This is a genomic window from Cytobacillus firmus, from assembly GCF_023612095.1.
Lineage (GTDB): Bacteria > Bacillota > Bacilli > Bacillales > Cytobacillaceae > Cytobacillus.
Map to the genome: position 1 here is coordinate 4,128,860 of NZ_CP086235.1, position 21,806 is coordinate 4,150,665.

Consider the following 21,806-nt stretch of genomic DNA (forward strand, 5'->3'; position numbering starts at 1 on the left):
GATAACTGTCTAGCGCAAGCAGCCTGCCCCTCGAGGTGTCGGGGGTGAGCGAGGCGCTTACGTTTTTCTATCTGACTGCTGCCGGACTGCCCGCCGGCCACTCTTCGCAGGTATAAGCCATCTCCCAGAAGCCAAGCTCCAGCTGGCAGCTTTTTCGGAAAGCGTCCTTCATTCGCTGCCTTTCTTCCGGTGATGCCGCATCAGCAAGCTCATCCAAACGGTTTCTCATATTCATGGTCACAGCTTCGACCCTTAAATTTGCATAAAAAGAGATCCACGGATAAAACGGATGGTTCTCATCTGGCTCATATTGCTTCATGAGCTCAAGCCCAATCTCCCAATAAGTCCATGGACAAGGCAATAATGCAGAAAGGATTTCACCCATGCCGCCTGTGTGGGCATGATACATCATGTGCTTAACATAATGATCAGCTGTTGGAGGGAGCGGATAACCCTGCAGTGCTTCGTAATCCACGCCAATCTGCTGGCAAAAATTATGGTGGGGATGTACTTCGCTGTTCAATACGAATTCTATTTGCTGATTAAAATAAGCAATATCCTTACGCTCTGCAGACTTTGAAATGGCAATCCCATAAATATGCATGAACGCATTCAAATACTCAAAGTCCGCTTTAATGTAATGAGCCAGTGCCTCTTTCGGCACATCCCCTCTCCCGATACCCTGGACAAATGGATGTTCAAATATCAGCTGAAACAAATCTTCATTTTCCTTGCGCAGTATCTCTGAAAAAGTCATAAAAAATAGCCTCCTTAATTAAATACAGAAGCTGCCGGGGAAAAAGCATGAGGATTTATATTGAGGTCCTCACTGCTTCCCTGCGCTGGCATTATCCAGATCAGGTTCCAAGGGACAAAGGAAAAGCTCCTTATCTCAGCCGTAGCGCCCCTAGCAGTTTTCTAACATTTTTAATTATTTTTTATCGATTGTCTAACTTGATGTTTTTCGCTCATAAATTTTGAAGTTTGTCCATAACTCTTGAAAATGCTCATAAAGTCAGATTGCTATGCTGCACTCGCTTACCTGCTTACTCAACTAGCTTCTCCAGCCCAAAATCATCACATATTCTGAACCAAATTCTTCTCTTTAACCTTCACTAACACCATCCAGCCTATCGCCGCACCGGCAATGCTGCTGACCAGAAACGGCGGCACAAAGAAAAATGCACCAGCTGCACTGCCCATGAGTAACTTTGCGTACGGAACGGCAAACAAAGCACCGATTATGCCTGTGCCTGTCACCTCTCCCACTACAGCCCATATTTTCCGGCCGAACTTCACATAAAAGACACCAGCCAAAAACGCACCGATCATGCCGCCTGGAAACGCAAGCAGCGTCCCGAATCCAAGCAAATTACGCAGCAAAGCAATCATAAAAGCGACGACTGCTGCAGGCAAGGGGCCAAGGGTCACCGCGGCCAATACATTCACCGCATGCTGGACCGGATAGGCTTTGGCTATACCTGCCGGGAACCAGAGCAAATGGGATCCAAGTGTCCCAATCGCCGTAAATAAAGCCATCGTAGTTAACAATCGGGTTCTGTTCATCTAAACCTCCTTTCTAAAAGGGCAGCCTGATTGCTTATCAGGATGAGAAGTATGTATACAAAAAAGCCGGATCCCCACAAAGGACCCGGCTTGGTTTAAGTATATGAATCGACAAAATTGTCAAATCCTACTTCCCTCCGCTGGCATTAACCAGATCAGGTCCATAAGAGTCGAAAAGCTATAAGCGCTTTCCTCTCAGCCCGCACATTCGGGGCACCCCTAGTAGTTACATAGATATTTAATTTGATAAGCTGTTTCAAGCTTAACAAATTATTCCGGCACTGTCATCAAACTTTTAACTTATATACTTTTCCTGATGCACTGGATTAAGCGCTCTTCAATTTCTGCTGCAAAGCTTTGAACAGATTCGTCATTGATTAGCTCAATCATACTTGTCGGCTTAGGCATCCCGATTTTCGTTTTGCCCTTGTCTTCATAGACGACTATTTTACAAGGCAGGAAGTAACCGGCCATTTTATTCTGTGTTAAAACGCGATGTGCTTCATTCGGATTACATACCTCTAAAACATGGAATGCCTCATTATATTCCAAGCCTTTTTCCTTCAGCTTCTCCTGAACATTAAACTGCCATAGAACTCCGAACTTTTCTTCCTTCAGACTTCCTTCCAGTGAGGATATCGCTTCTTCAATCGATTTTTCGGTTTCAGCTGTGTAATCGAACATAACTGCATCTCCTTTAGTCTTGGTATATTAATCATGTACCCCTACAGGTATACTATTAAACACATGCTCCGCTGTCAACAAGCCAACCTTTTTTAAGAAAGCTTTATCGAATTAACTGCAGGCCAGTAATATCCTTCAAACTCCCCACCCCTGCCAGAGAAAGCGACACTTTTGTTTCTTCTATAAAGTTGGCAAGCACTTTTTCAACTCCTTCCTGTCCGCCAATGGCCAAGCCGTACACATACGGCCGCCCCAGACAAACGGCGTCAGCTCCCAGTGCCAGAGCTTTAACCACATCTGAGCCCCGGCGAATGCCGCTGTCAAACAATACTGGAATCCTTCCTCTAACTTCCTTCGCAATCGGTTCAAGCGCATCAATTGCTGCAATCACTCCATCGAGCTGTCTGCCGCCATGATTGGAGACAATGATTCCGTCTATCCCTCTTTCTACTGCCAGCCTGGCATCTTCAGGGTGGAGAATGCCCTTTAATAAGATTGGCAGGCTGGATTTCTCTTTCAATCTGGAAATATGCTCCCAGCTTAATGTTGGATGATGAATATTATCAAGGATTCCCTGTACGACATCACCGTCCTGGAGAGAAGCCATAAAGACTGGATCGCTTTCATAATTTGCTTTTCCATAACCAAGCTTTAACGGGGAAAAATTGTTTCTTAAATCGGCTTCCCTCCATCCCATCATCACCGTATCAACCGTTAACACAATCGCCTCATACCCTGCTTCCTCTGCACGGCGAACCATACTGAAGGAGACTTCTTCATAATTGGACCAATATAATTGGAACCATTTAGGACTCGAGCCTGTGGCCTTAGCTATTTCTTCAATGGAATAACTGGATACTGTGCTATGGATAAAAGGAACTCCAAACGAAGCTGCCGCCCGGGCAGATGCCAGCTCACCCTCACTATGTTCAAGACGTTGCATTCCAATGGGCGCAAGGAATACCGGGTAAGGATACGTTTTACCAAATAAATTCACACTTATATCCGGCACTGAAACATCCCTTAGCATTCTCGGGACAATTGAGTATTTGGCAAAGGATTCGATATTCTTTTTCAGAGTTTCTTCTCCGCCGGCTCCAGATTGGACATAGCCAAATCCGCCTGCTCCCATTACTTTCTCTGCTTCTTCTTCCAGTTCCTTAAATGAAATAGGAAAGTTTTCTGCGAAACTAATATTCTCTACTTTTACCATCTTCCACCCTGCCTTTTTTTGAATTTATTGAAAATAATATCATTTTTTTAGATTTTAAGAAACTATAAAGTGAAACTTCAATCAGTGGGGGTTTTCCTTATCCCCCACTGATTGTTAGTTGAACCAATCGGGCCTTTACGGGCAGTTTGACCCCCACTTATCCTCCTTTGATTCCTCTGAGTCTTGAAGTGAGGGTCTTACTGCCCGTTAGACTGCGATGAAACAATTTTAGAGCCTCTTCTCTAAAAATTAGCAGGGATTTCACAAAAAATCGGGAATAACCATTTTAACTAAAAGAAATTGGAGTGTAACAAATGCTAATCAAACAGCCTTTTGATGAATTTCTGAAATTCCATTACGAAAGAATCAGTGAAAGCAAAATGAAAGTCACTTTGCCCATCCAGCCGCTCTTTATTAACAGCGCCGGGCTGGTGCATGGAGGGATCATTTCCACACTTGCGGACGTAGCAATGGGGAATATCTTTGAGCCGAATGAAAACCAGATGCAATCCGTGGTTACCGCTGACTTGAAAGTCAGTTTCTTAAAGGGGGCCACAGGTGAATACCTTGTTGCCGATGCTCACCTTGTGAAAAGAGGACGGACACTCAGCCACACAGATTGCCTGATTTATAACGATCAGAATCAGGTGGTTGCCAGAGCATCGGGAATTTTTGCATCTATCTAGGAAGACTTCCAATTTTTTGTAATCCAATGATTATCCCCCCTGTCTTCGGGTAAAGTTACAAAAAACAAGAGGGAGGATTTCAACATGGAGCATATTAAAGCGATATTGATTAAATTTGTTATGATTACAGCTGTGCTTGGAATTATTTTAACTGGAATTTATGATATCAGCTTTATGGAAACACTTATTATTAGTTTCATTCTCACTCTAGCGGCTTATGTAATTGGGGATATGATGAAATTCCGTATGTCCGGTGACGAAACAGAGCATACGAAAAGGAATACCATTGCGACCATATATAACATTGGTTTAGGCTTTGTTGTCATCTGGCTTTTAGGCGAATTAATAGCATCAGGGAAAGACGACTTGGCAGTGGCGGCATTTATCTCGGCTCTTTTGATAGGTGCAGGTGAATGGTTCTTCCATGTCTACTTGGATAAACATGTTTTTGATTATGATGGACGTGAATAATATTTGAAGAGACCTCTTGCAGGGTCTCTTTTATTCTTTATTACCATTGTGGATAAATTGATTTAGTATTCGATCTCATCATAATCCTTAGGCTGCGGAACCGGCTGATCCCCTTCATGTTTTCCAAATTCATTGATAAGCTCCCTCTCCTCTTTTGGACCTTGTGACTGTTTGGTATTTTGCTCATCTCTCTTAGCCAATTTATTTTGCTCCTTTCATTCCGTTTCTCTAAATTAATATTTACCCTTTTATTGCATCTCACTCATAAATTTTGCCTGCCCTGTACAGATTTAAAGATCTGTCTAGATGTTCTGGAAGGCTGGAACAGGGGCCAGCACAATTCAATCAAACGTTTGATTGAATTGTGCTCATTAAAAAAACAGGGAGGATAATCTCCGCCCTGTTTAAGATCAGCTTGCTTTTTCCTCTGCTGGCACTTCTTGTTTTTCCTTGGAAAGGAACCATCCAGCTAATGCGATACCAATTAAGACTATATAAAAAGTAACTTTCCATCCGGTCGACTTGGCAAATCCTTCAGGCAGGATTGCCAGCGCAGGATGGGACATTGTATAAACAGCCAGTTTAACACCAACCCATCCGACAATACCAAACGCTGCAATCTCAAGACCAGGTCTCCTGTGAAGAAGGTCCACAAAGAGGTTTGCAGCAAAGCGCATAATGATCAACCCGATCATACCACCGGCAAAGATGACAAAGAACTTTCCGCCGTCAAGCCCGCCTACATGGCCAAGTCCTGAATCCGGAAGAGCTACAGCCAGGGCTACTGCAGCCAGAATAGAGTCTACAGCGAAAGCAATATCAGCAAGCTCTACTTTAAAAACAGTCAGCCAAAAGCCTGATGGTTTTTTGGGTTTAGTGATCTCTGCTTCTTCCTCGCCTTTTTTCACAAGAAACTTTCTTAATATATGATTAGCCGCGATGAACAGAAGATAAAGTGCTCCAATCGCTTGAACCTGCCATACATCTACTAAATATGAAATTGCAAATAACGATCCAAAGCGGAAAACAAACGCTCCGGCTAACCCGTAGAATAAAGCCTTCTTCCTCTGTTCCTCCGGAAGATGCTTAACCATAATCGCCAGGACCAACGCGTTATCAGCAGCCAATAAACCCTCCAGCGCCACAAGCAGCAGCAGCACCCATCCATACTCAAGTATTAGTGATAATTCCATTTAAGCACCCTCTCTTATTTCACCTTTGTGTATTTTTCGTCTAAACGCTTTTCAATTTTCTCAAGCATTGCTTGGTCTCTCAGCATCTCTTCTTTGTTTTTCTTAATTAATTCAGCAAATGATATCTTAGCTTTTTTCATCTTGGTCTCCTTTCCTTCTATTTTTTTAAGTATTGAAAGCTTCGCACTGTTTCCCTGCAGTTATGTCGATTGAGGATTTTCATTGCCAAGCTATATCAGGCAATAAAAAAACCTCTACCAGCAAGCGGTAAAGGTTTTAAAAAAACAAAAAAGACCTTTACCTGAAACAGGCAAAGGTCTTGCTAACAACGGTAAGGTTGCCAACAAAGCCGGGAGCTCTTAACTCCGAAATGACGACTCTGCTGTAAAAGCTACTCCCCTTTAGGAGAAACTATTCAACTATTTATATTAATCATATTCCATTTTGTTGAAATTGTCAATGCTTAAGCAAATCGGTAGTAAATTAAAATGAATGTCGCAAGGACGAAAATAAAGTTCAGGAATACAAACACAAATTGATCTGTTTTGGTTTTGTGCAGTTTGATCGGTGGGTTATAGAAAGACACCCCTTCAATGATGAAAATAATCAGCACAATATGGATCATAAAATGCCCGATCACTTCTGTCATGCCAAACAGCATTGTGGTCGTGATGAAAATAACTGTCACGACGAAGCCAACTACACGGTTAAGAATCCCTACTACAAGAAGGTAACCGACTACAAACTCAATGAATGCAGCCATAACCACGAATGCAGCAGGTGCAAAGCCGAATGTCGGGACTCCATGATTGGCTACAATATCCAGAGACATACTTGGATAGACCCATTTTTCGACAGCAACCCAGCATAAAGATAAACCTGTGCCCAAATATAAGAATGGAAATCCAACCTTCTCCAGCTTCGTGCTGCCGACCATGAGGACTCCAATAATGGCAACATAATATCCATAATCAAGCATATGGAAAATACCATTGTGCATGGTTACGTACACAAACAGCCCCAGTAAAATAACGGCCCCGGCCTTTGTTGAAATATGATGAGGAATTAGCAGAAAACCAATCGCTGCCCACGTTAATATCATAGCAATCGTGCTGGTTAAATGAAATTCAGGCGCAAACAATGTTCCGTTCGTTACCTGTATGATTAATGCCGCAGCAGTTCCATACTTCAGGATATATCTGCTGTATTTGCGGAACCCTGAGAGCCAGTCATCAAGCTTTTGGACTTTGGCCCATTGCGATGTCTTTGGGATAATCATTGTCATTAGCGCAAGGACAATCGCAGCCGCCAGGGCCAGTCCCATAAATAAAGGTGATAATATATTTTCAATGGTTTCCTTTTGAGGCGCCACATTCGTGAACCATTTCACATGAGCGCTTGTAAAAAAAGGTGTCATGACTAAGCCTGATATTAATAATAACTGAAATATTTTTTTCATGATGTATTGTGCCTCCTTGATGGCATTTAAAATTATATAAACAATATAAGTACAGTATTAATATAATATACTTTTTAGTCTTATGGATTATTCAAAAATGAACATTATGTGAAATCATTCACATAAGTGTAGGTTTTGTATCTTTTATTATAACCTTACCCTTTCATGCAATACTCTTCTCTCAAATTCCTTCAATCTCCCGTGCCAGTAGTAAAAAAACAGTTGAATCCTGTCAAAATCTTTTAGTTTACTAATCTATAAATAGTGGTTATGATGTTAGTTATAATCTTGAAAAGGGGTGAGGGAATGAGGAAACGCCAGGTAATGTCACTTTTACTGTTGTTTGTGTTTTTATCCTTTCTCATTACCCAATATCCTGGTGTCCATTATAATGACATTCCGATGGACCAAAGCAAAGCGGTAACAGTTTCAGACTTTACCGAGAGCTTCCTATTAAAAGATGATCCCAAAAAGCAGATCTTCACTTTGGACATCATCTCTTTATCCATTACAATTCTGACAGTTATCCTTTTTGTATATAGTGCTCTGCACATTGCCCGCAGGAAAAAGATATTTTATACTCCAATTTTCTACGAGGCGAATTATGTCATTCAAGCTCCTTAATTGTTCAGCAAAACAATTAAAGGAGGAAGACATAATGTGGATTAGATTTTTAATGATTGGGTTATTTTCATTAACAGCTTCCAGCCTGTTCTTTTATCAGGGAATGGAAATGTACCATGCTTTCACAGATTTCTTTAGACAAAAATAAGAAGTTGGCGCCCGGGGATTCCCTGGGCGTTTTTAATTCATTTAAAAACCCGGCCTATTTTATTCCCAGGCCGGGTGTACTTTCTTACTGTGCTTTTGCATATTTATCGTCTAACTTTTTTTCGATCTTCTCAAGCTCACTGCGATCTTTTAAAAGTTCTTCTTTATTAACCTTAATCAATTCAAGCATTGATAACTTTTTCTTTTTCATTTCTGCTCACCTTCTCTCATGATGTTGGAAATCTTCTTGATGCAAGATCTTTATTGAAGGCTCTTTTCGTATAAATTGTTGTTTTTTGCCTTTCAATGTTGTCCGTTGATTTCCGCTCCAGGATGCTCGCTTTCCGCGGGGCGGGCGGTGAGCCTCCTCTACGCTGCGCGTCTGCGGGGTCTCACCTGTCCCGCTACTCCCGCTGGAGTCTCGCACCTTCCGCTACAATCAACTCAGTAAATAATATTTAATAAGCAACAAATCCTGCGAAAACAGCCTTATTGAAAGTCCTCTTAAAAAACAATCGTCTTATTGCCATGCACTATGACTTTGTCTTCGACGTGCCAGGCGACTGCCTGGGCGAGGACCTGCCTCTCCACATGCCTTCCGGCAATTTTGAGATCCTGTGCAGTGTGCCGGTGGTTAACCCGCTGGACATCCTGCTCAATGATCGGCCCTTCATCCAAATCATTTGTTACATAATGGGCGGTTGCCCCAATCAGCTTGACTCCGCGGTTAAACGCCCGTGCATAAGGATTGGCTCCCACGAAGGCCGGCAGAAAGCTGTGATGGATATTGATAATTCTGTTTGGATATTTGGAAATAAAGCTCGGCGAAAGAATCTGCATATATCTCGCCAGCACAATGAAATCCGCGTTTCCATCCAGCAGCTCAACCGCCTTTTGCTCAGCTTCCGCTTTAGTATCCGGCGTAATCGGAACATGATGATATGGTATTCCGAAACCCTCCACCACTTCCCTCATGTCAGGGTGATTGCTGATCACTAAGGGAATATCCACTTCAAGCTCCTTTGATTTCCAGCGCCACAGCAGCTCGAGCAGACAGTGATCCATTTTAGAAACAAATATGGCCATCCGCTTGCGCTCGCCTTTGCCGCTCAGCTTCCACTCCATAGAGTACTCCCTGGCCATTTCAGGCAGATCCTCTTTCAATTTTGAAAAGGACTCATCAAAATGATTCATATCGAATTCAATCCGCATAAAGAAGATGCCTGCCAGCGGATCGGTTGTGTGCTGGTCAAAATGCACAATGTTTGCGTTATGCTCCAGCAGAAAGTTAGAGACTGTGGAGATGATGCCTGGTCTCTCTGGACAGGATATCAGCAATGTCGCCCGGTTCGCGTTAATATTTGTATTCATCTAGATTCCTCCAACTGCCTTGCCATCCATAAAAAAAGGACAGAAAAAAGGCGGCTTCTTTATCCCCCTTCTCTGTCCTTTTACCTGAGAGTTTGACCCCTTTGGTGTCGCATAGTCCATGCGCGCTCTCCAGAGATGCGTCCGACTGAGGTTCTGTCTACCTGAGAGATTGGCTTCAAGGGTATTTTTGAAGCTTGCTCCTTCGGTGGCTACTGTATGCTCTCTCCCGCAGCCGTCATTCGCTCAATATTTTTGTTATTTTCAGAATAATATATTTTTTAACTTATGTCAATCGAACTAGCTTTCTTTCACAAAATTGCCACAATTCACAGCCTGTCTTTTATAGCTGATTTACTTTGGGAAAAGAAAAGCTTGAAGACAATGTCTCCAAGCCTTTTTCTACACAGCTGCCTTCGGTTTTGGCTCCCTTTTTGCCATGCAGCCGTGATAAATAACGTAACAATCAATAATGCCAGACCGAGAACAAACGGATAGGTTATCCGTACATCGTAAAGGACACCGGCAATCGTTGGCCCCAGAACGTTACCAATGCTCATATAAGCATTGTTCATTCCCATCGCAAATCCCTGTTCATTACCGGCCATCTTTGAGATCAGCGTGGTTAAAACCGGGCGCAGAATGGAAGTTGCAAGGAAAATGATCAGCGAAATAACGAAGAAAAGCGCATAGCTGCCCGCAAACAGTGAGACTAGGAATCCTGACGCTGCAACAGCTAAAAAGATATTCAGTACCTTTCCTTCTCCGAATCTCCTAACCACCCGATCGACTACAAACAACTGTACAATAACACTAATGATCCCCGTTGAAGTCACCATTACCGCTATTTCCTGCGGAGTGGCAGCAAATTCATTATCCAGATAAAGCCCCAGAACTGATTCATAAGCCATTAATCCAAAGCTCATCACCAATGTAATGACTAGAGGAATAAAATAAGGCTTCTTAACAGACATTGCCAGCTTCTTGACCATTGGTTCCTCTTCTGGCATCTCTCCGGGTACGGTCTTTAATGTGCTGCTTTCTTCGAGGAGCACAATGGAGAATAGAACAGCCACTAGAGATACAAGCGCTGAAATCAGAAATGGCATTTTCAGGCCGAAGTCTGCCAAAAACCCGCCAATCCCGGGTCCAACCACAATTCCAAGTGACATCGCAGCTGATACAAGGCCATTCCCTTTTGCACGCTGCTCCATGGTAGTAATATCAGCAATGTAAGCAAAGATAGCCGGAATCAGCAAGGCAGCTCCAATGCCTCCAATGACACGTGAAAAGTAAAGCAGCCAAATGGAATCTACTGCATAAAAGACAAGCATAGATAATGTTAAACCAGCTAACCCGTAAATAATCATCTTTCTGCGGCCGTACTGGTCAGCCCATTTCCCCGCAATGGGAGAAAAAATCAGCTGGGCACCCGCAAAAATAGCAATCATCAGGCCTGCTGCCGTTCCTCCCTGATTAATGGATTCCAGATAAGCCGGCAAAATCGGAATAATAATCCCAAAGCTTCCGATTGCAATAAACATATTGATCATCAAAATGATCATCTTTTTCTTTTGATCCCCTGACAAAACGGATACCCCTCCTTCTATATGTGAAAAATTTACATTGTTTTTTTCGGCACGCTAAATAGCTTATAATGAGACAGGCTGCTTTGTCAAAGGAAAAAAGAGAAGCTCCAGCATGTGCTGAAGCTTCTTGTAGTTACCCTTTAAATTTGTCCGGGAATTGCTTCACAACCGCATCAGAAATGGCATCTGCCATCATAATAATATGCGACACTCCCTCATCAATCGAAACAATTCTTGCATCCCAATCCTTAACAAGACTTGCTGTCAGATCGTCTGTTACTAATTCCAAATGCTTATAGAGCAGTTTTTTCACATCTTCATTTTTCAGATTTGGATTGGCTCCGCTTAGAAAAGCAGCGATATCATCGGCATTGCGATACCATTCTTTGTTCAGCTGGTTAACCTTTGCTCCCTGTCCGCTCTTGGCTGCCTCCACAATATCACCCGCAATGACAATATGCTCTTTAAGCAGTTCTGTCAGCTTAGCTCCTGCAGCTTCTCCGTAATAAGGCTTGATGGAATTCCCTATGTCCTCCTGATTTTTAAGCAGCCGGGCCAATACCTGCTTCTGATCCTCCGCTCCGGCTGTAGTCGCACTTGTAATATAGTTGCTTGTCCATAATACATGGTCGATCCAAAGCTTGCGGAATTCGTTTTCAAACTTTACCTCTGATTGGGTGAGACACGGTTTTTGTGCAGCTGCACTGCCCGGAGCTGCCAGCATATTCAGAGGCATGAGCAGCATTATTCCTATGATCAGTAATTTCTTCATTTCCTTTTCTCCTTCCTGATTGAAAAAGCTTCCTTCTTATTTTGATTATCTTACGATTTTTTCATTCCAAAAAAATAAAGCCCGAGGCTAATGCCCCAAGCTTTTTCAATCAAACGTTTGATTGATTTGCATATACAGCCTATTTACTTTGGCTCTTTTCGTATAAATTGTTGTTTTTCGCTTATCAATGTTGTCCGTTGATTTCCGCTCCAGGTTGCTCGCTTTCCACGGGGCGGGCGGTGAGCCTCCTCGACGCTGCGCGTCTGTGGGGTCTCACCTGTCCCGCTACTCCCGTAGGACTTTGAATATGCTACCTTGAGTAAACACCGCACGAAGAAAATGCGAATGCATTTTCGAGGATCTCGCACCTTCCACTACAATCAACTCAGTAAATATAATATAAATAGCAACAAACTTTGCGAAAACAGCCTTTCTTATAAACAGATTTACCTTCACAAAATGATCACACCGCTGCCACCGCAGCAAAAAACTCATTATAAAGTGCCTGTACCGCACGTACTTCATCCACTGCCTGGACGCCAAACATCATGCTCACTTCAGAGGAGCCCTGATTGATCATTTCCATATTGACTTTCGCTTTTGCGAGCGCTTTGGAGGCACGGGCCATCGTTCCGATGTTCTGGCGCATCCCCTCTCCAACCACCATAATAAGAGAAAGACTGTGCTGGATTTTCACTTCATCTGCTTGAAGTTCATGCTGTATGCGACTCAGAATTTCCTCCTCCATCCCATCAGTAAATTGGTTTTCCCGCAGGATAATGGAGATGTCATCAATTCCTGATGGTGTATGCTCATAGCTGAGGCCATACTCTTCCAAAATGGTCAGCAGCCTCCTCCCAAAGCCGACTTCCCTGTTCATTAAGTATTTGCCGACATAAATGCTGCAGAATCCCTGATCACTGGCAATCCCGATCACAGGTCCGTTCGTCTTATCCCGCTCGTTCACAATCCTGGTGCCGGGAGCAGACGGATTATTAGTATTTTTTATTTGCACAGGAATTCCGGCCCGAAATGCCGGGACAAGTGCTTCATCATGCAGGACAGTAAAGCCTGCATAAGAAAGCTCCCGCATTTCCCGGTATGTCAATTCTTTGATTTCTCTAGGGCTTTCTACAATAAAGGGATTTACCGAATAGACCGCATCCACATCTGTAAAATTTTCATATAAATCCGCCTTGGCTGCACCAGCTAAAATGGAGCCTGTCACATCCGATCCGCTTCTTGAAAATGTAAAGACCCGGCCATCCCTGCAATATCCAAAGAAACCCGGAAAGATGATGATCCCGTCCTGCTCCCTTAATGCAAGCAGCCTGTCATATGCTTCAGGAAGCACTTGAGCGTTGCCGGGCTCCGGACTGACAAGCAATCCCGCTTCTTTCGGGCTCACATATTTTGCTTTTATCCCCTGTTGCTGAAAATAGGCTGCTACAAGCTTAGCGTTGTTATCTTCACCGCTCGCTTTAATCAAATCCATGAAAACTTCAGGATCATGCGTATCACTGGAAAGCCTCGCAATAAGATCCTCCCTGATGATATCTTTAATTTCCCGACCAAGCTCTAATTCATCAGCGATTTGGTCATACCGATCCAGTACAGCTTCTGCCAAATCATCTGCTGCTTCCCCTTGAATCCGTTTCTCTGCACATGCGATTAATAAATCAGTAACCTTGTCATCCTCTGAAAATCGCTTTCCAGGAGCCGAGACAACAATGATCTTCCGCTCTGGATCTGCATTTACAATATTGAATACCTTCTCGATTTGCTTTCCTGATGCTAAAGAAGATCCTCCGAACTTCACCACTTTCATCCTGACATCTCCCAATCTCTGAAAATTTAATCTTTATTTTACTCTTATCCTCACAGAAATCAAGAGAAAATTCTACCCTACAAAAACAAATGTTCACCCTAAAAACACACTTAAATATACAAATATAATAATTTTCCTTGTTTTTTATGATTACACCGTTAAATAATATTATTTCAAGAAAATAAAAGAAAACGCTTACAATTTAAATTTAATTTGGTGAGTAACTAAAGCAAAAAATGATAAATTTGGTGGTTTTCACTCTCCCAAAATAGGGTATATGTTAAGGATATTTATATAAAGAATTAAATCGTAAAAACACGGGAAGGGAAAAAGTCTATGGGAATCCTAGTTGTGGACGATAATCAAGCCAACTTATTTGTAATTCAACATATATTAAAACGCGCCGGGTATAAAGAACATTTAACGTTTTCTTCTGCTAAGGATATGTTTTTGCATCTCCAGGGATATTCACCTTTTTCAGCTGATATAAAAGCAGACGTGATTCTGATGGATATAATGATGCCCGAAATGGATGGAATTGAAGCATGCCGCCGGCTTCAGCAGATTCCACATTTGAAGGATATTCCGGTGATTTTTGTAACTGCATTGGAGGACTCAAATAAAGTTGCAGAAGCTCTTGATGCGGGCGGGACCGATTATGTAATGAAGCCCATTAATAAAACGGAGCTCCTTGCCCGCATTCGTGCTGCCTTAAGGCTTAAATATGAGAAGGACTGGCATAAGGAGCAGGAAAATAAAATCAGAAATGAATTGGATTTATCCATGCAGGTGCAAACCAGCATGCTGAGCGAACCGATTTATCATGAACACACACTGTTAAAGGCCTCCTACCTGCCAGCCAACAAACTTGCAGGAGATATGTATTACTGGCACCAGATAGATGACCATCGCTATGCTGCCATACAGCTGGATATGATGGGCCACGGAATTTCAGCTTCTCTTGTATGCATGTTTATCTCTTCTGTTCTAAGAGATGCCATCAGAACATGCAGTGATCCTGAATACGTCATGAACGAATTAAATCGTTGGATGAATTCCCTTAACCAGCGCAATCAGCGAATTCCATATTATTTTACAGCTATTTACCTCGTCCTTAATAAAAATGACAAAACAATCGAGTATGTAAATGCCGGACATCCAGCCGGATATGCACTTGTAGACAAAGATGAGATGGTCAGCTTATCCAGCAATATGTGTGCAGTCGGTTTTTTTGAAGATATTACAATACAAAAAGAAACAATTCCCTATACAGACTCCATTCAGCTGCTCTTGTTTACAGACGGGGTGGAAGAAGCAGTAGAGCAGAATAATCTCAATCCATGTGAGTATCTTCAGCGCTTCGCATCGTTTCACTGGAATGCAGCCAGAACAGCAGAGCCAATCGATATGATACTGACTAAGCAGCAGCAGGCCAGTGCTGATGATGATATGTGTGTTGTTCTGATTCAGGCAGATTAGGGTCTATACATATTTTCAAAAAAAATGAGTGCTAATCCCCTTGAAAGGGACTGGCACTCATTTTTATTTCAAAATAAGAACGGGTAAGGCGATTTCGCTTTTTTATACAAGACCCCTTTTCCTGAAAATCTTTTCCTGCAGGTTAATTTCTTCAAATACAGGCTCCTCCATCCGCAGCGCTTCCTTGCTGCCAAGCCCCAGAAAACCGCCCATGCTGAGGCTTTCATTAAATAGATTAAAAACGTGGCTTTGCAGGTCTGTATTAAAATAAATCATTACATTGCGGCACATAATCACATGAAATTCATTAAAGGAGCCATCAGTCACCAGATTATGCTGGGCAAAAACCATTCGATCAAGCAGGGATGCATTCAGATAAGCTGCTTCACAATCGGTTGTGTAGTATTCAGAAAAGGATTTTTTTCCGCCTGCCATAATGTAATTCTTTGTATAGAGCTGCATTTTTTGCAGCGGGATTATTCCGCTCTCTGCCTTTTTAAGCACCTTTTCATTGATGTCTGTGGCGTAAATCTTCGTTCGTTCTCCCAGTCCCTCTTCTTCCATCAAAATAGACATGGAGTACGCTTCTTCCCCAGTCGAACAGCCTGCATGCCAAATTCTGATCTCCGGCAATTCCCTGAGCATCGGGACAACTTCATTCCGAAAAGCTTTAAAAAAAGAAGGATCCCGGAACATTTCTGTCACATTGATTGAAAAATCGCTCAGTACCTTTTGCAGATACCCCTCTTCATGTATCACCTTTTCCGTGAGGCTTGTTATGCTGGGAAGCCGATCCCTGCTTATACGATTTTGAATTCTCCTGGCAATTGATGAGCGCATATATTGCCGGAAATCATATCCGGATAAACTATATATAGCCTTTAAAAGCAATTCTATTTCTAATTCTTCCTTTTTCAATTCCTTCATTCCTCAACTTTCGAGAATAAAATGATGTTGACGGAGCCCGGATCCAGTCCGGACTCCTCTGCCATCTATGAAAGCCATACTCTCATAACGGACAGCAGCTGGTCCAGTTTTAAAGGCTTGCTGATATAATCTGTTGCACCGGCCTCCATACATTTTTCCCTATCGCCTTTCATTGCCTTGGCAGTAAGGGCAATGATTGGAACATCCTGGTGCCTGTCCAGCCCGCGAAGCCTCTTCATAGTTTCATAACCATCCATAACAGGCATCATAATATCCATCAGAACAATATCGATTTGTTCTGTACCCATAATCAAATCGAGGCACTGCATCCCGTTTTCTGCTGTAAGGACATTCATGCCTTCTTTTTTCAAAGCATTTTTCAGCGCATAAATATTTCTGTGGTCATCATCTACAACAATGACTGTTTTATCTTTAAGCTCCGTACCTGCCTGCTGATGCTCTGCTTCCGCATCTTCTTTAGCATCTTCTGCTTCAGCTGCCTCAGAAACTTCCGTAACAGGCTCAACGGTTACAGCAGCTTCTTCGAAAGCAAGCGTTCCGGCCTCTATTTCAGGCATTCCGTTTGGAAGATTCGGGATAACGAGTGTAAACCGGCTTCCTTTTCCTTCTTCGCTTTCCACTTTGCAGATACCGCCGAGCAGCTGGGCAAATTCCTTGGAGATGGACAATCCGAGGCCAGTTCCGCCATATTTTCTCATCGTGGCGCCATCAGCCTGCTGGAAGGCTTCAAAAATCAGCTGCTGCTTTTCAGACGGAATGCCAATACCTGTGTCGAGCACTGTAATTTTCAGCCAGTCATTTGTATAGGTGGATAACGGCAAGCCAAAGAAATCGCCTTTTGAAGCTTTTTCAAACGTGACTGCTACTGAACCTTCTTCCGTAAACTTAAATGCATTTGAAAGGAGGTTTTTCACAATTTGCTGCAGCCGCTGCTCATCCGTATTGAATACAGGAGGAACTTCTTCAGAAGAGCTCACAGTAAATTCAAGATTTTTATGCTTTGCCACCTGTGTAAAATGCTGTTGCAGACGCTGCGACATTTCTCCCATATTGACTTCCTCAAAGTTGATTTCCAGTTTCCCTACCTCTACTTTTGAAAGGTCGAGGATATCGTTAATGAGGGCTAGTAAATCCTGGCCAGATGTATGTATAACCTTGGAAAACTCTTTCTGCTCCTCAGTAAGGATCTGATCCGGATCCTCTGCCAGCATTTCTGATAAAAGCAAAATGCTGTTAAGCGGCGTTCGCAGTTCGTGGGACATATTTGCCAGGAACTCTGACTTGTATTTTGAGCTTAGACCCAGCTGTTTTGCTTTTTCCTCCAGTTCTTCCTTAGCAGCCTGGAGTTCTTCAGATTTCATTTCAGCATCTCTGGAGCGTTCTTCAAGCTGCTCATTAATCATGCGCAGCTCTTCGGATTGACTCTGCATTTCTTCAGATTGCGCCTGCAGCTCCTCAGACTGGGATTGCAGCTCTTCAGCCTGTGCCTGCAGTTCCTCTGTCTGTGCCTGGGATTCTGCCAGTAAGCGTTCAATCTCCATTCTTCCAGAAATATTCGTAATGGCTATTCCCAGTGTTTCAATTACTTTTTCCAATAGTTTGATCTGTGCATCAGTGAACAGCCTCAAGCTCGCCAGTTCCACTACTGCCACTACCTCGTCCTTTAGCATAACGGGAGCCATCATGATGCTTTTCGGCCTGACATCCCCCAAACCAGTTGATAAGACCTTGTAACCCTCAGGAACGTCCTCGAGGAATATTGTTTTCTTATCCCTGACAGTTTGCCCTGCTAATCCTTCACCCTCATAGAAAAAGTCTCTTCCTGCATCAACCGCTCCATCTGCATAAGCAGCCTGTTTCTTAAATACAGGTTTGCTCCCGCTGTCATCTTTCACATAAATGACTCCAAGATCAGCTCCGGCGGCAGGTGCCAGCCTTGATATAAAATCATCTGCCAAATTGGCTATGGTCACATGCTGGCTATAGATGCTTACCAATGCAGCAGACTGGCTTTGAATCCAGTTTTGTTCACTGATTTCAGCCGAATAGCGCTGTTCTTTCATGTAATAATTCTCAAGGGAATCAGCCATAGAATTAAAGGCTTTCGCAATATTGCCGATTTCGTCATTGGATTCGACATCCAGCCTTGAAATGGAAGAAAGATCCTGGTAATCAATATCCTTAATCCCTTTTGTAATTAAGCTGATGGTCCTGCCTGTGCTTCTGATCACCCAAACTGTCACTCCAACGATTAAAACAATCGCTATTGCAACCGCAGCAACCAAAGTTGCTACTAACTGGCTATATGTTTCATTTGCACTTTTCAGCGAATCTGCCATGAGTGATTCCTGATACTCTTTAAATTCGGCCAGCTTGTTCAGCAGTGCGTTTCGGTTTTCTCTTTCACTTCTGTATAGTCCATCTAAAGAATCCATTTCACCGCTTCCCATTAAATCAGTAAAGCTGTTTTGCATTTGGGCATATGATTCGTATGCCTGCTCCACTTCTTTTAAGAACAATTTCGATTTCTGTCTATTTAATTCTTGCTCTAGATTAATTATTCGGGTTTGTATCCCCTCATGGTTGGCACTCACCAATTCAGCTGTCATGGCTGAATCGCTTGAGTCTTTGTCGGTAAGCACACTCAGCAGCTGCTGGTCTGTCTGGTAAAATAGCTGTCTGATCTCTGTAGCCTGATTTACCTTATAATAACGATCCTCTACAATTTCCAGCATGTTGGCCTTCATTCCGTTTACCATAGACAGAATGACAAACATCAGAATAAACAGAAAAAATACGGTTAAGCCCAACCCCATCATTTGCTTTCTTTTAAAGCTCACCTGTTCTCTCCTTCTTTCCCCCGATTTTTCTTCATCATTTTCCTTGTGCATGTTCACGCTTTATGAGATTAAGGTTTTAATAGACCAGCTTCTTTACCCTTATTTAATATAAACCAAACCTATTTTTCTATTTTTTTCATAAAAAAAGAGGAAGGATTACTCCTTCCCAATGTTTAACGATATTCCTTAACTCTTTCCCCTGCTGAAGTCATCCATTCAAACTGGCGGAGCTTCAGGTCAAATAGTGTCAGAGGATCCTGGTAAATCTCAGGGTTTTTGCGCATATTGCTTAGTGCTACTTTATTTTCTGCAATGTTCGTATATGTCTCTTCAACTGTATGATTCAATACGTCAAACGGATTTCTGAAGAACATCTTAATATCCCGCTCAAGCGATTTCTCAAATAGTTCGAATTGCTGCATGAATTTATCGGTAATGAATTCTGCGATTTCGCTATAATCTTCATGCTCAATGAACTGTTTATATTTATTATGGAGCATCGTATTATTCTGCTGAATGGCTCCAAACAGCTTTCCTGCACTCTTGAGCAGGAACTGCGAAGGTGAAAAGCGGTTTAGAATGTTGGCCTTTTCAAGCTGGACACTCCCTCGCGTCATCCGGTCAGCGTCGCGGCGCCAGTCATCCAGAACCCTGAAATCACAGTCCAGCGCGATTTTCTCCTCGCCGTATAGCTCATTGAAGCCCTGGCTCATTTCATCCAAATATGCCTGGCTGCTTCTGAACTCTCCTTCACTTTCCGCAATCCATTCCTGAATGGAAACATGAAACTCCGGCAAAACTGTGTCTTCAATATATTGGTGTACCCGATTATTCATTTCATCATTAAGGTCAGTATGGATTTTTCCAAAATCACTGTCTTCTGTCACCATTTCTGAACAATTCCGAAGCAGCTCCGGAATTTGCTTCTCAAGATCCGCTCTCATTTCATCTTTAATCTTGCTGTACGATCTTTTAATTGTCCGGACCTTCTCTTCTTCCATGTCAATCAGCTGATTATTGGCACCTTTTAGTTTTGTCACCATCTCTTCGTTCCATTTAATCGTATCAATCAAGCTGCTTTCCATCTCAACGCGCTTTTCGAGAAGGAATTTGATTGATTTTTTTATATAGTAAAGAACTTTTGCTGTACGATCTTCTTTCCTGTTCCGCCCATCCATCATAGACTTGATAAAGACGGCTAAATCATTAAGCTGGCTTTCGCTGTCATAATAGGCGGAGAAAGCAAACACCTTTGCTTTCGGGAAATAGGTATGAACACGGGACTGAGTTTCATCAAGAAGCTCTATAGCATCCTGGCTGTCCGGAATCCGATCCATTTTACTGAGAAGGAAATGAATAGGCAGTTCCGGAGCCTGCTCTCGCATTCTTACAGCAAGATCCAGCTCTTTATCTGTCAAAGGGGAATCCGCATTCAGGACAAATAGCATACTGTCAGCGAAATGGAGGTATTGGAACACACCATTTCTGAACTTGCTCTGGCCCGCAAGACCCGGCGTATCTATGACAGCGAGTCTATTATTCTGTAAAAAGTTGAATGGCATCTTGCAGCGTATGAGCGTCTGCTGGCTTTTCTCTGCACTTTGCCTAAAATCCTCAAGATCAGAAATGCCTCGCACTTCCTCATCCGTAATAGCATGGATTTCAGCTCCATCACTATCCTTGAACAGCACTGAAGCAGATGTTGAATCTCCCATCAGCTCTTCACCAAGAAGAGTGTTCACAAACGAGGATTTTCCATTTGATGCTGCACCGGCAATCAGCAAGTGGCCGGAATCCAAATCAAGGAGCTCACGGACCATCCATTCAAATCGCTCACCCATCAGGACGCCTTTATCCTTGGCCCATTTCATTATATTTTCGAAAAGCTTAAAGCTCTCCTCCAGACCTTCCTGATAACGGACAGAACGGCTCACAAGGCTTTCTGCTTCACTGACAGCAGAAGACTCGATATTGGATGGGAATATTTCGCTCCATGCCAGTACGGCCGATGCCGAAACAAGATAATGAGAAGGGGCAGCTATTTTCACCCAATTCGTTATGTGATTTGGAATCAGATGGGATAAATCCCGGATTAAATGCTTTCCGCTGATCAATTCAAGGTAAGTTTCTTTATAAAGCTCCGAAAGCATGCTCCATGTATGTGAGCGTCCCGGCTCCATATCCAGGAGAAGACGATTGTATTCTTTCAGCCATGAAAAATACAGATCCGATGTCTTGTAGCTGTTCCACAGAGCTGCTGATAAACCTTCAAAGTGAGCCTGATCCGTACGGTATAACACTGAAAGCGCCTCACTGAAATAGTTCGGCTCCACCTTTGCTGTCCGCCCCTGTTCCACATACGAATGAAGAACTTCAAACCAGGATAGGGATTCCGTCCTGATTGCTTCATTAACAGCCAGCTCCACTGCATTTCCCCAATCGCTGTGTTCTTCAAAGAACCCTCGTGCCAGATCGGTCACATCGGGATAATCCGGATTTAACCGGACAGCCTCTTTAATAGATTCAACAGCCAATTCAAGCTTGCCGCGCTGTATGTAAAGTGAAAACAGCTGGAGGAGCACCTCGGTCTTTAACACCTCTGAATCTGTTTCAATAGCTTTATAAAAGTCCTCTGCATTTGAAAGCAGATCTAATTCAAAGTAGGCATCAGCCATATTTTTCTGAGCCCATGGACCCAATTCATTCGGAATGCTTTCCCACTTAAAAATGGCCGCTTCGTAATCCTTGTTAAGGAAATAGACTTCACCCTGGGCGAAGCGGATATTAGTTAAATCTGGCACCTCGTTCTGCTGCTCAGCCACATACAGTTCACCCAAAACCCTGATCGGATGCACATTTTCGTTAGATTCCATGAAGGTCTTATAAAAGGTTTTGCTGATTAGCTGCTTCTCTAAAGTCATCTTGATCCCCCGCAGTGC

General features: G+C 42.9%; 20 protein-coding genes and 3 riboswitches. Of the genes, 4 read left to right on the plus strand and 16 right to left on the minus strand.

Translation table 11 applies throughout. The annotated features are described in order from the left end of the window. Positions 1-67: 67 nt before the first annotated feature. The 4 genes from tenA to LLY41_RS21085 form a co-directional block, all read right to left on the minus strand. Positions 68-757, minus strand: a complete 690-nt coding sequence (tenA, locus tag LLY41_RS21070) for a thiaminase II (protein WP_076258332.1) — start codon at positions 755-757, stop codon at positions 68-70. Between the two features lie 60 nt (positions 758-817). Beyond that, a riboswitch (TPP riboswitch) is annotated at positions 818-919 on the minus strand. 158 nt (positions 920-1,077) lie between these two features. Beyond that, a complete protein-coding gene (gene thiW / locus LLY41_RS21075) occupies positions 1,078-1,566 on the minus strand; it encodes an energy coupling factor transporter S component ThiW (protein ID WP_304586507.1) in 489 nt (162 codons plus the stop codon). A gap of 115 nt (positions 1,567-1,681) precedes the next feature. Next, a riboswitch (TPP riboswitch) is annotated at positions 1,682-1,797 on the minus strand. Between the two features lie 69 nt (positions 1,798-1,866). Continuing rightward, on the minus strand, positions 1,867-2,250 hold the full coding sequence (locus tag LLY41_RS21080; RefSeq protein ID WP_304586508.1) for a DUF302 domain-containing protein: 384 nt from the start codon (positions 2,248-2,250) through the stop codon (positions 1,867-1,869). Between the two features lie 103 nt (positions 2,251-2,353). Beyond that, positions 2,354-3,463, minus strand: coding sequence for an alpha-hydroxy-acid oxidizing protein (locus tag LLY41_RS21085; RefSeq protein ID WP_304586509.1), 1,110 nt, complete (start codon positions 3,461-3,463; stop codon positions 2,354-2,356). Positions 3,464-3,777: 314 nt separating this feature from the next. Between LLY41_RS21085 and LLY41_RS21090 the strand changes: the two genes are divergently transcribed. After that, on the plus strand, positions 3,778-4,149 hold the full coding sequence (locus tag LLY41_RS21090) for a PaaI family thioesterase (RefSeq protein WP_304586510.1): 372 nt from the start codon (positions 3,778-3,780) through the stop codon (positions 4,147-4,149). 84 nt (positions 4,150-4,233) lie between these two features. Next, a complete protein-coding gene (locus LLY41_RS21095) occupies positions 4,234-4,620 on the plus strand; it encodes a DUF2512 family protein (RefSeq protein ID WP_304586511.1) in 387 nt (128 codons plus the stop codon). 62 nt (positions 4,621-4,682) lie between these two features. Here LLY41_RS21095 and LLY41_RS21100 read toward each other — a convergent pair whose 3' ends face one another. From LLY41_RS21100 to LLY41_RS21115, 4 genes are all read right to left on the minus strand, one after another. Next, a complete protein-coding gene (locus LLY41_RS21100) occupies positions 4,683-4,820 on the minus strand; it encodes a hypothetical protein (protein WP_304586512.1) in 138 nt (45 codons plus the stop codon). Between the two features lie 210 nt (positions 4,821-5,030). Then, the gene (locus LLY41_RS21105; protein ID WP_304586513.1) at positions 5,031-5,813 is read right to left on the minus strand and encodes a TerC family protein; all 783 of its coding nucleotides are present in this window, start codon (positions 5,811-5,813) and stop codon (positions 5,031-5,033) included. Positions 5,814-5,827: 14 nt separating this feature from the next. Then, positions 5,828-5,953, minus strand: coding sequence for an FbpB family small basic protein (locus tag LLY41_RS21110; protein ID WP_304586514.1), 126 nt, complete (start codon positions 5,951-5,953; stop codon positions 5,828-5,830). 323 nt (positions 5,954-6,276) lie between these two features. Continuing rightward, positions 6,277-7,272: a hypothetical protein gene (locus tag LLY41_RS21115; protein ID WP_304586515.1), complete on the minus strand. Its 996-nt coding sequence runs from the start codon at positions 7,270-7,272 to the stop codon at positions 6,277-6,279. A 306-nt stretch (positions 7,273-7,578) separates the two neighbouring features. Here LLY41_RS21115 and LLY41_RS21120 point away from each other — a divergent pair, with 306 nt between their 5' ends. Further along, positions 7,579-7,896, plus strand: coding sequence for a hypothetical protein (locus tag LLY41_RS21120; RefSeq protein WP_304586516.1), 318 nt, complete (start codon positions 7,579-7,581; stop codon positions 7,894-7,896). Between the two features lie 232 nt (positions 7,897-8,128). On the opposite strand, the gene LLY41_RS21125 is transcribed toward LLY41_RS21120, so the two are convergent. The 5 genes from LLY41_RS21125 to LLY41_RS21145 form a co-directional block, all read right to left on the minus strand. Next, positions 8,129-8,254, minus strand: coding sequence for an FbpB family small basic protein (locus LLY41_RS21125; protein WP_304586517.1), 126 nt, complete (start codon positions 8,252-8,254; stop codon positions 8,129-8,131). A gap of 293 nt (positions 8,255-8,547) precedes the next feature. Then, a complete protein-coding gene (gene purU, locus LLY41_RS21130; protein ID WP_304586518.1) occupies positions 8,548-9,414 on the minus strand; it encodes a formyltetrahydrofolate deformylase in 867 nt (288 codons plus the stop codon). A 138-nt stretch (positions 9,415-9,552) separates the two neighbouring features. Next, positions 9,553-9,653, minus strand: a riboswitch (glycine riboswitch). An 87-nt stretch (positions 9,654-9,740) separates the two neighbouring features. After that, a complete protein-coding gene (locus tag LLY41_RS21135) occupies positions 9,741-11,000 on the minus strand; it encodes an MFS transporter (RefSeq protein WP_304586519.1) in 1,260 nt (419 codons plus the stop codon). 133 nt (positions 11,001-11,133) lie between these two features. Further along, positions 11,134-11,772 carry a glycosyltransferase gene (locus LLY41_RS21140; RefSeq protein WP_304586520.1) on the minus strand — a complete coding sequence of 213 codons (639 nt, stop codon included), beginning with the start codon at positions 11,770-11,772 and terminating at the stop codon, positions 11,134-11,136. Between the two features lie 463 nt (positions 11,773-12,235). Continuing rightward, positions 12,236-13,600, minus strand: coding sequence for an aspartate kinase (locus LLY41_RS21145; RefSeq protein WP_304586521.1), 1,365 nt, complete (start codon positions 13,598-13,600; stop codon positions 12,236-12,238). Positions 13,601-13,936: 336 nt separating this feature from the next. On the opposite strand from LLY41_RS21145, the gene LLY41_RS21150 reads away from it, so the two are divergent. Further along, positions 13,937-15,079 carry a fused response regulator/phosphatase gene (locus LLY41_RS21150; protein WP_304586522.1) on the plus strand — a complete coding sequence of 381 codons (1,143 nt, stop codon included), beginning with the start codon at positions 13,937-13,939 and terminating at the stop codon, positions 15,077-15,079. 102 nt (positions 15,080-15,181) lie between these two features. Here LLY41_RS21150 and LLY41_RS21155 read toward each other — a convergent pair whose 3' ends face one another. From LLY41_RS21155 to LLY41_RS21165, 3 genes are all read right to left on the minus strand, one after another. Further along, complete coding sequence (locus tag LLY41_RS21155; RefSeq protein ID WP_304586523.1) at positions 15,182-16,006, minus strand: CheR family methyltransferase; 825 nt, start codon at positions 16,004-16,006, stop codon at positions 15,182-15,184. A 65-nt stretch (positions 16,007-16,071) separates the two neighbouring features. Then, entirely contained in the window at positions 16,072-18,867 is a 2,796-nt protein-coding gene (locus LLY41_RS21160) for a response regulator (protein ID WP_304586524.1), read from the minus strand. A 173-nt stretch (positions 18,868-19,040) separates the two neighbouring features. Then, a complete protein-coding gene (locus tag LLY41_RS21165; protein WP_304586525.1) occupies positions 19,041-21,788 on the minus strand; it encodes a dynamin family protein in 2,748 nt (915 codons plus the stop codon). Between the last annotated feature and the right edge of the window lie 18 nt (positions 21,789-21,806).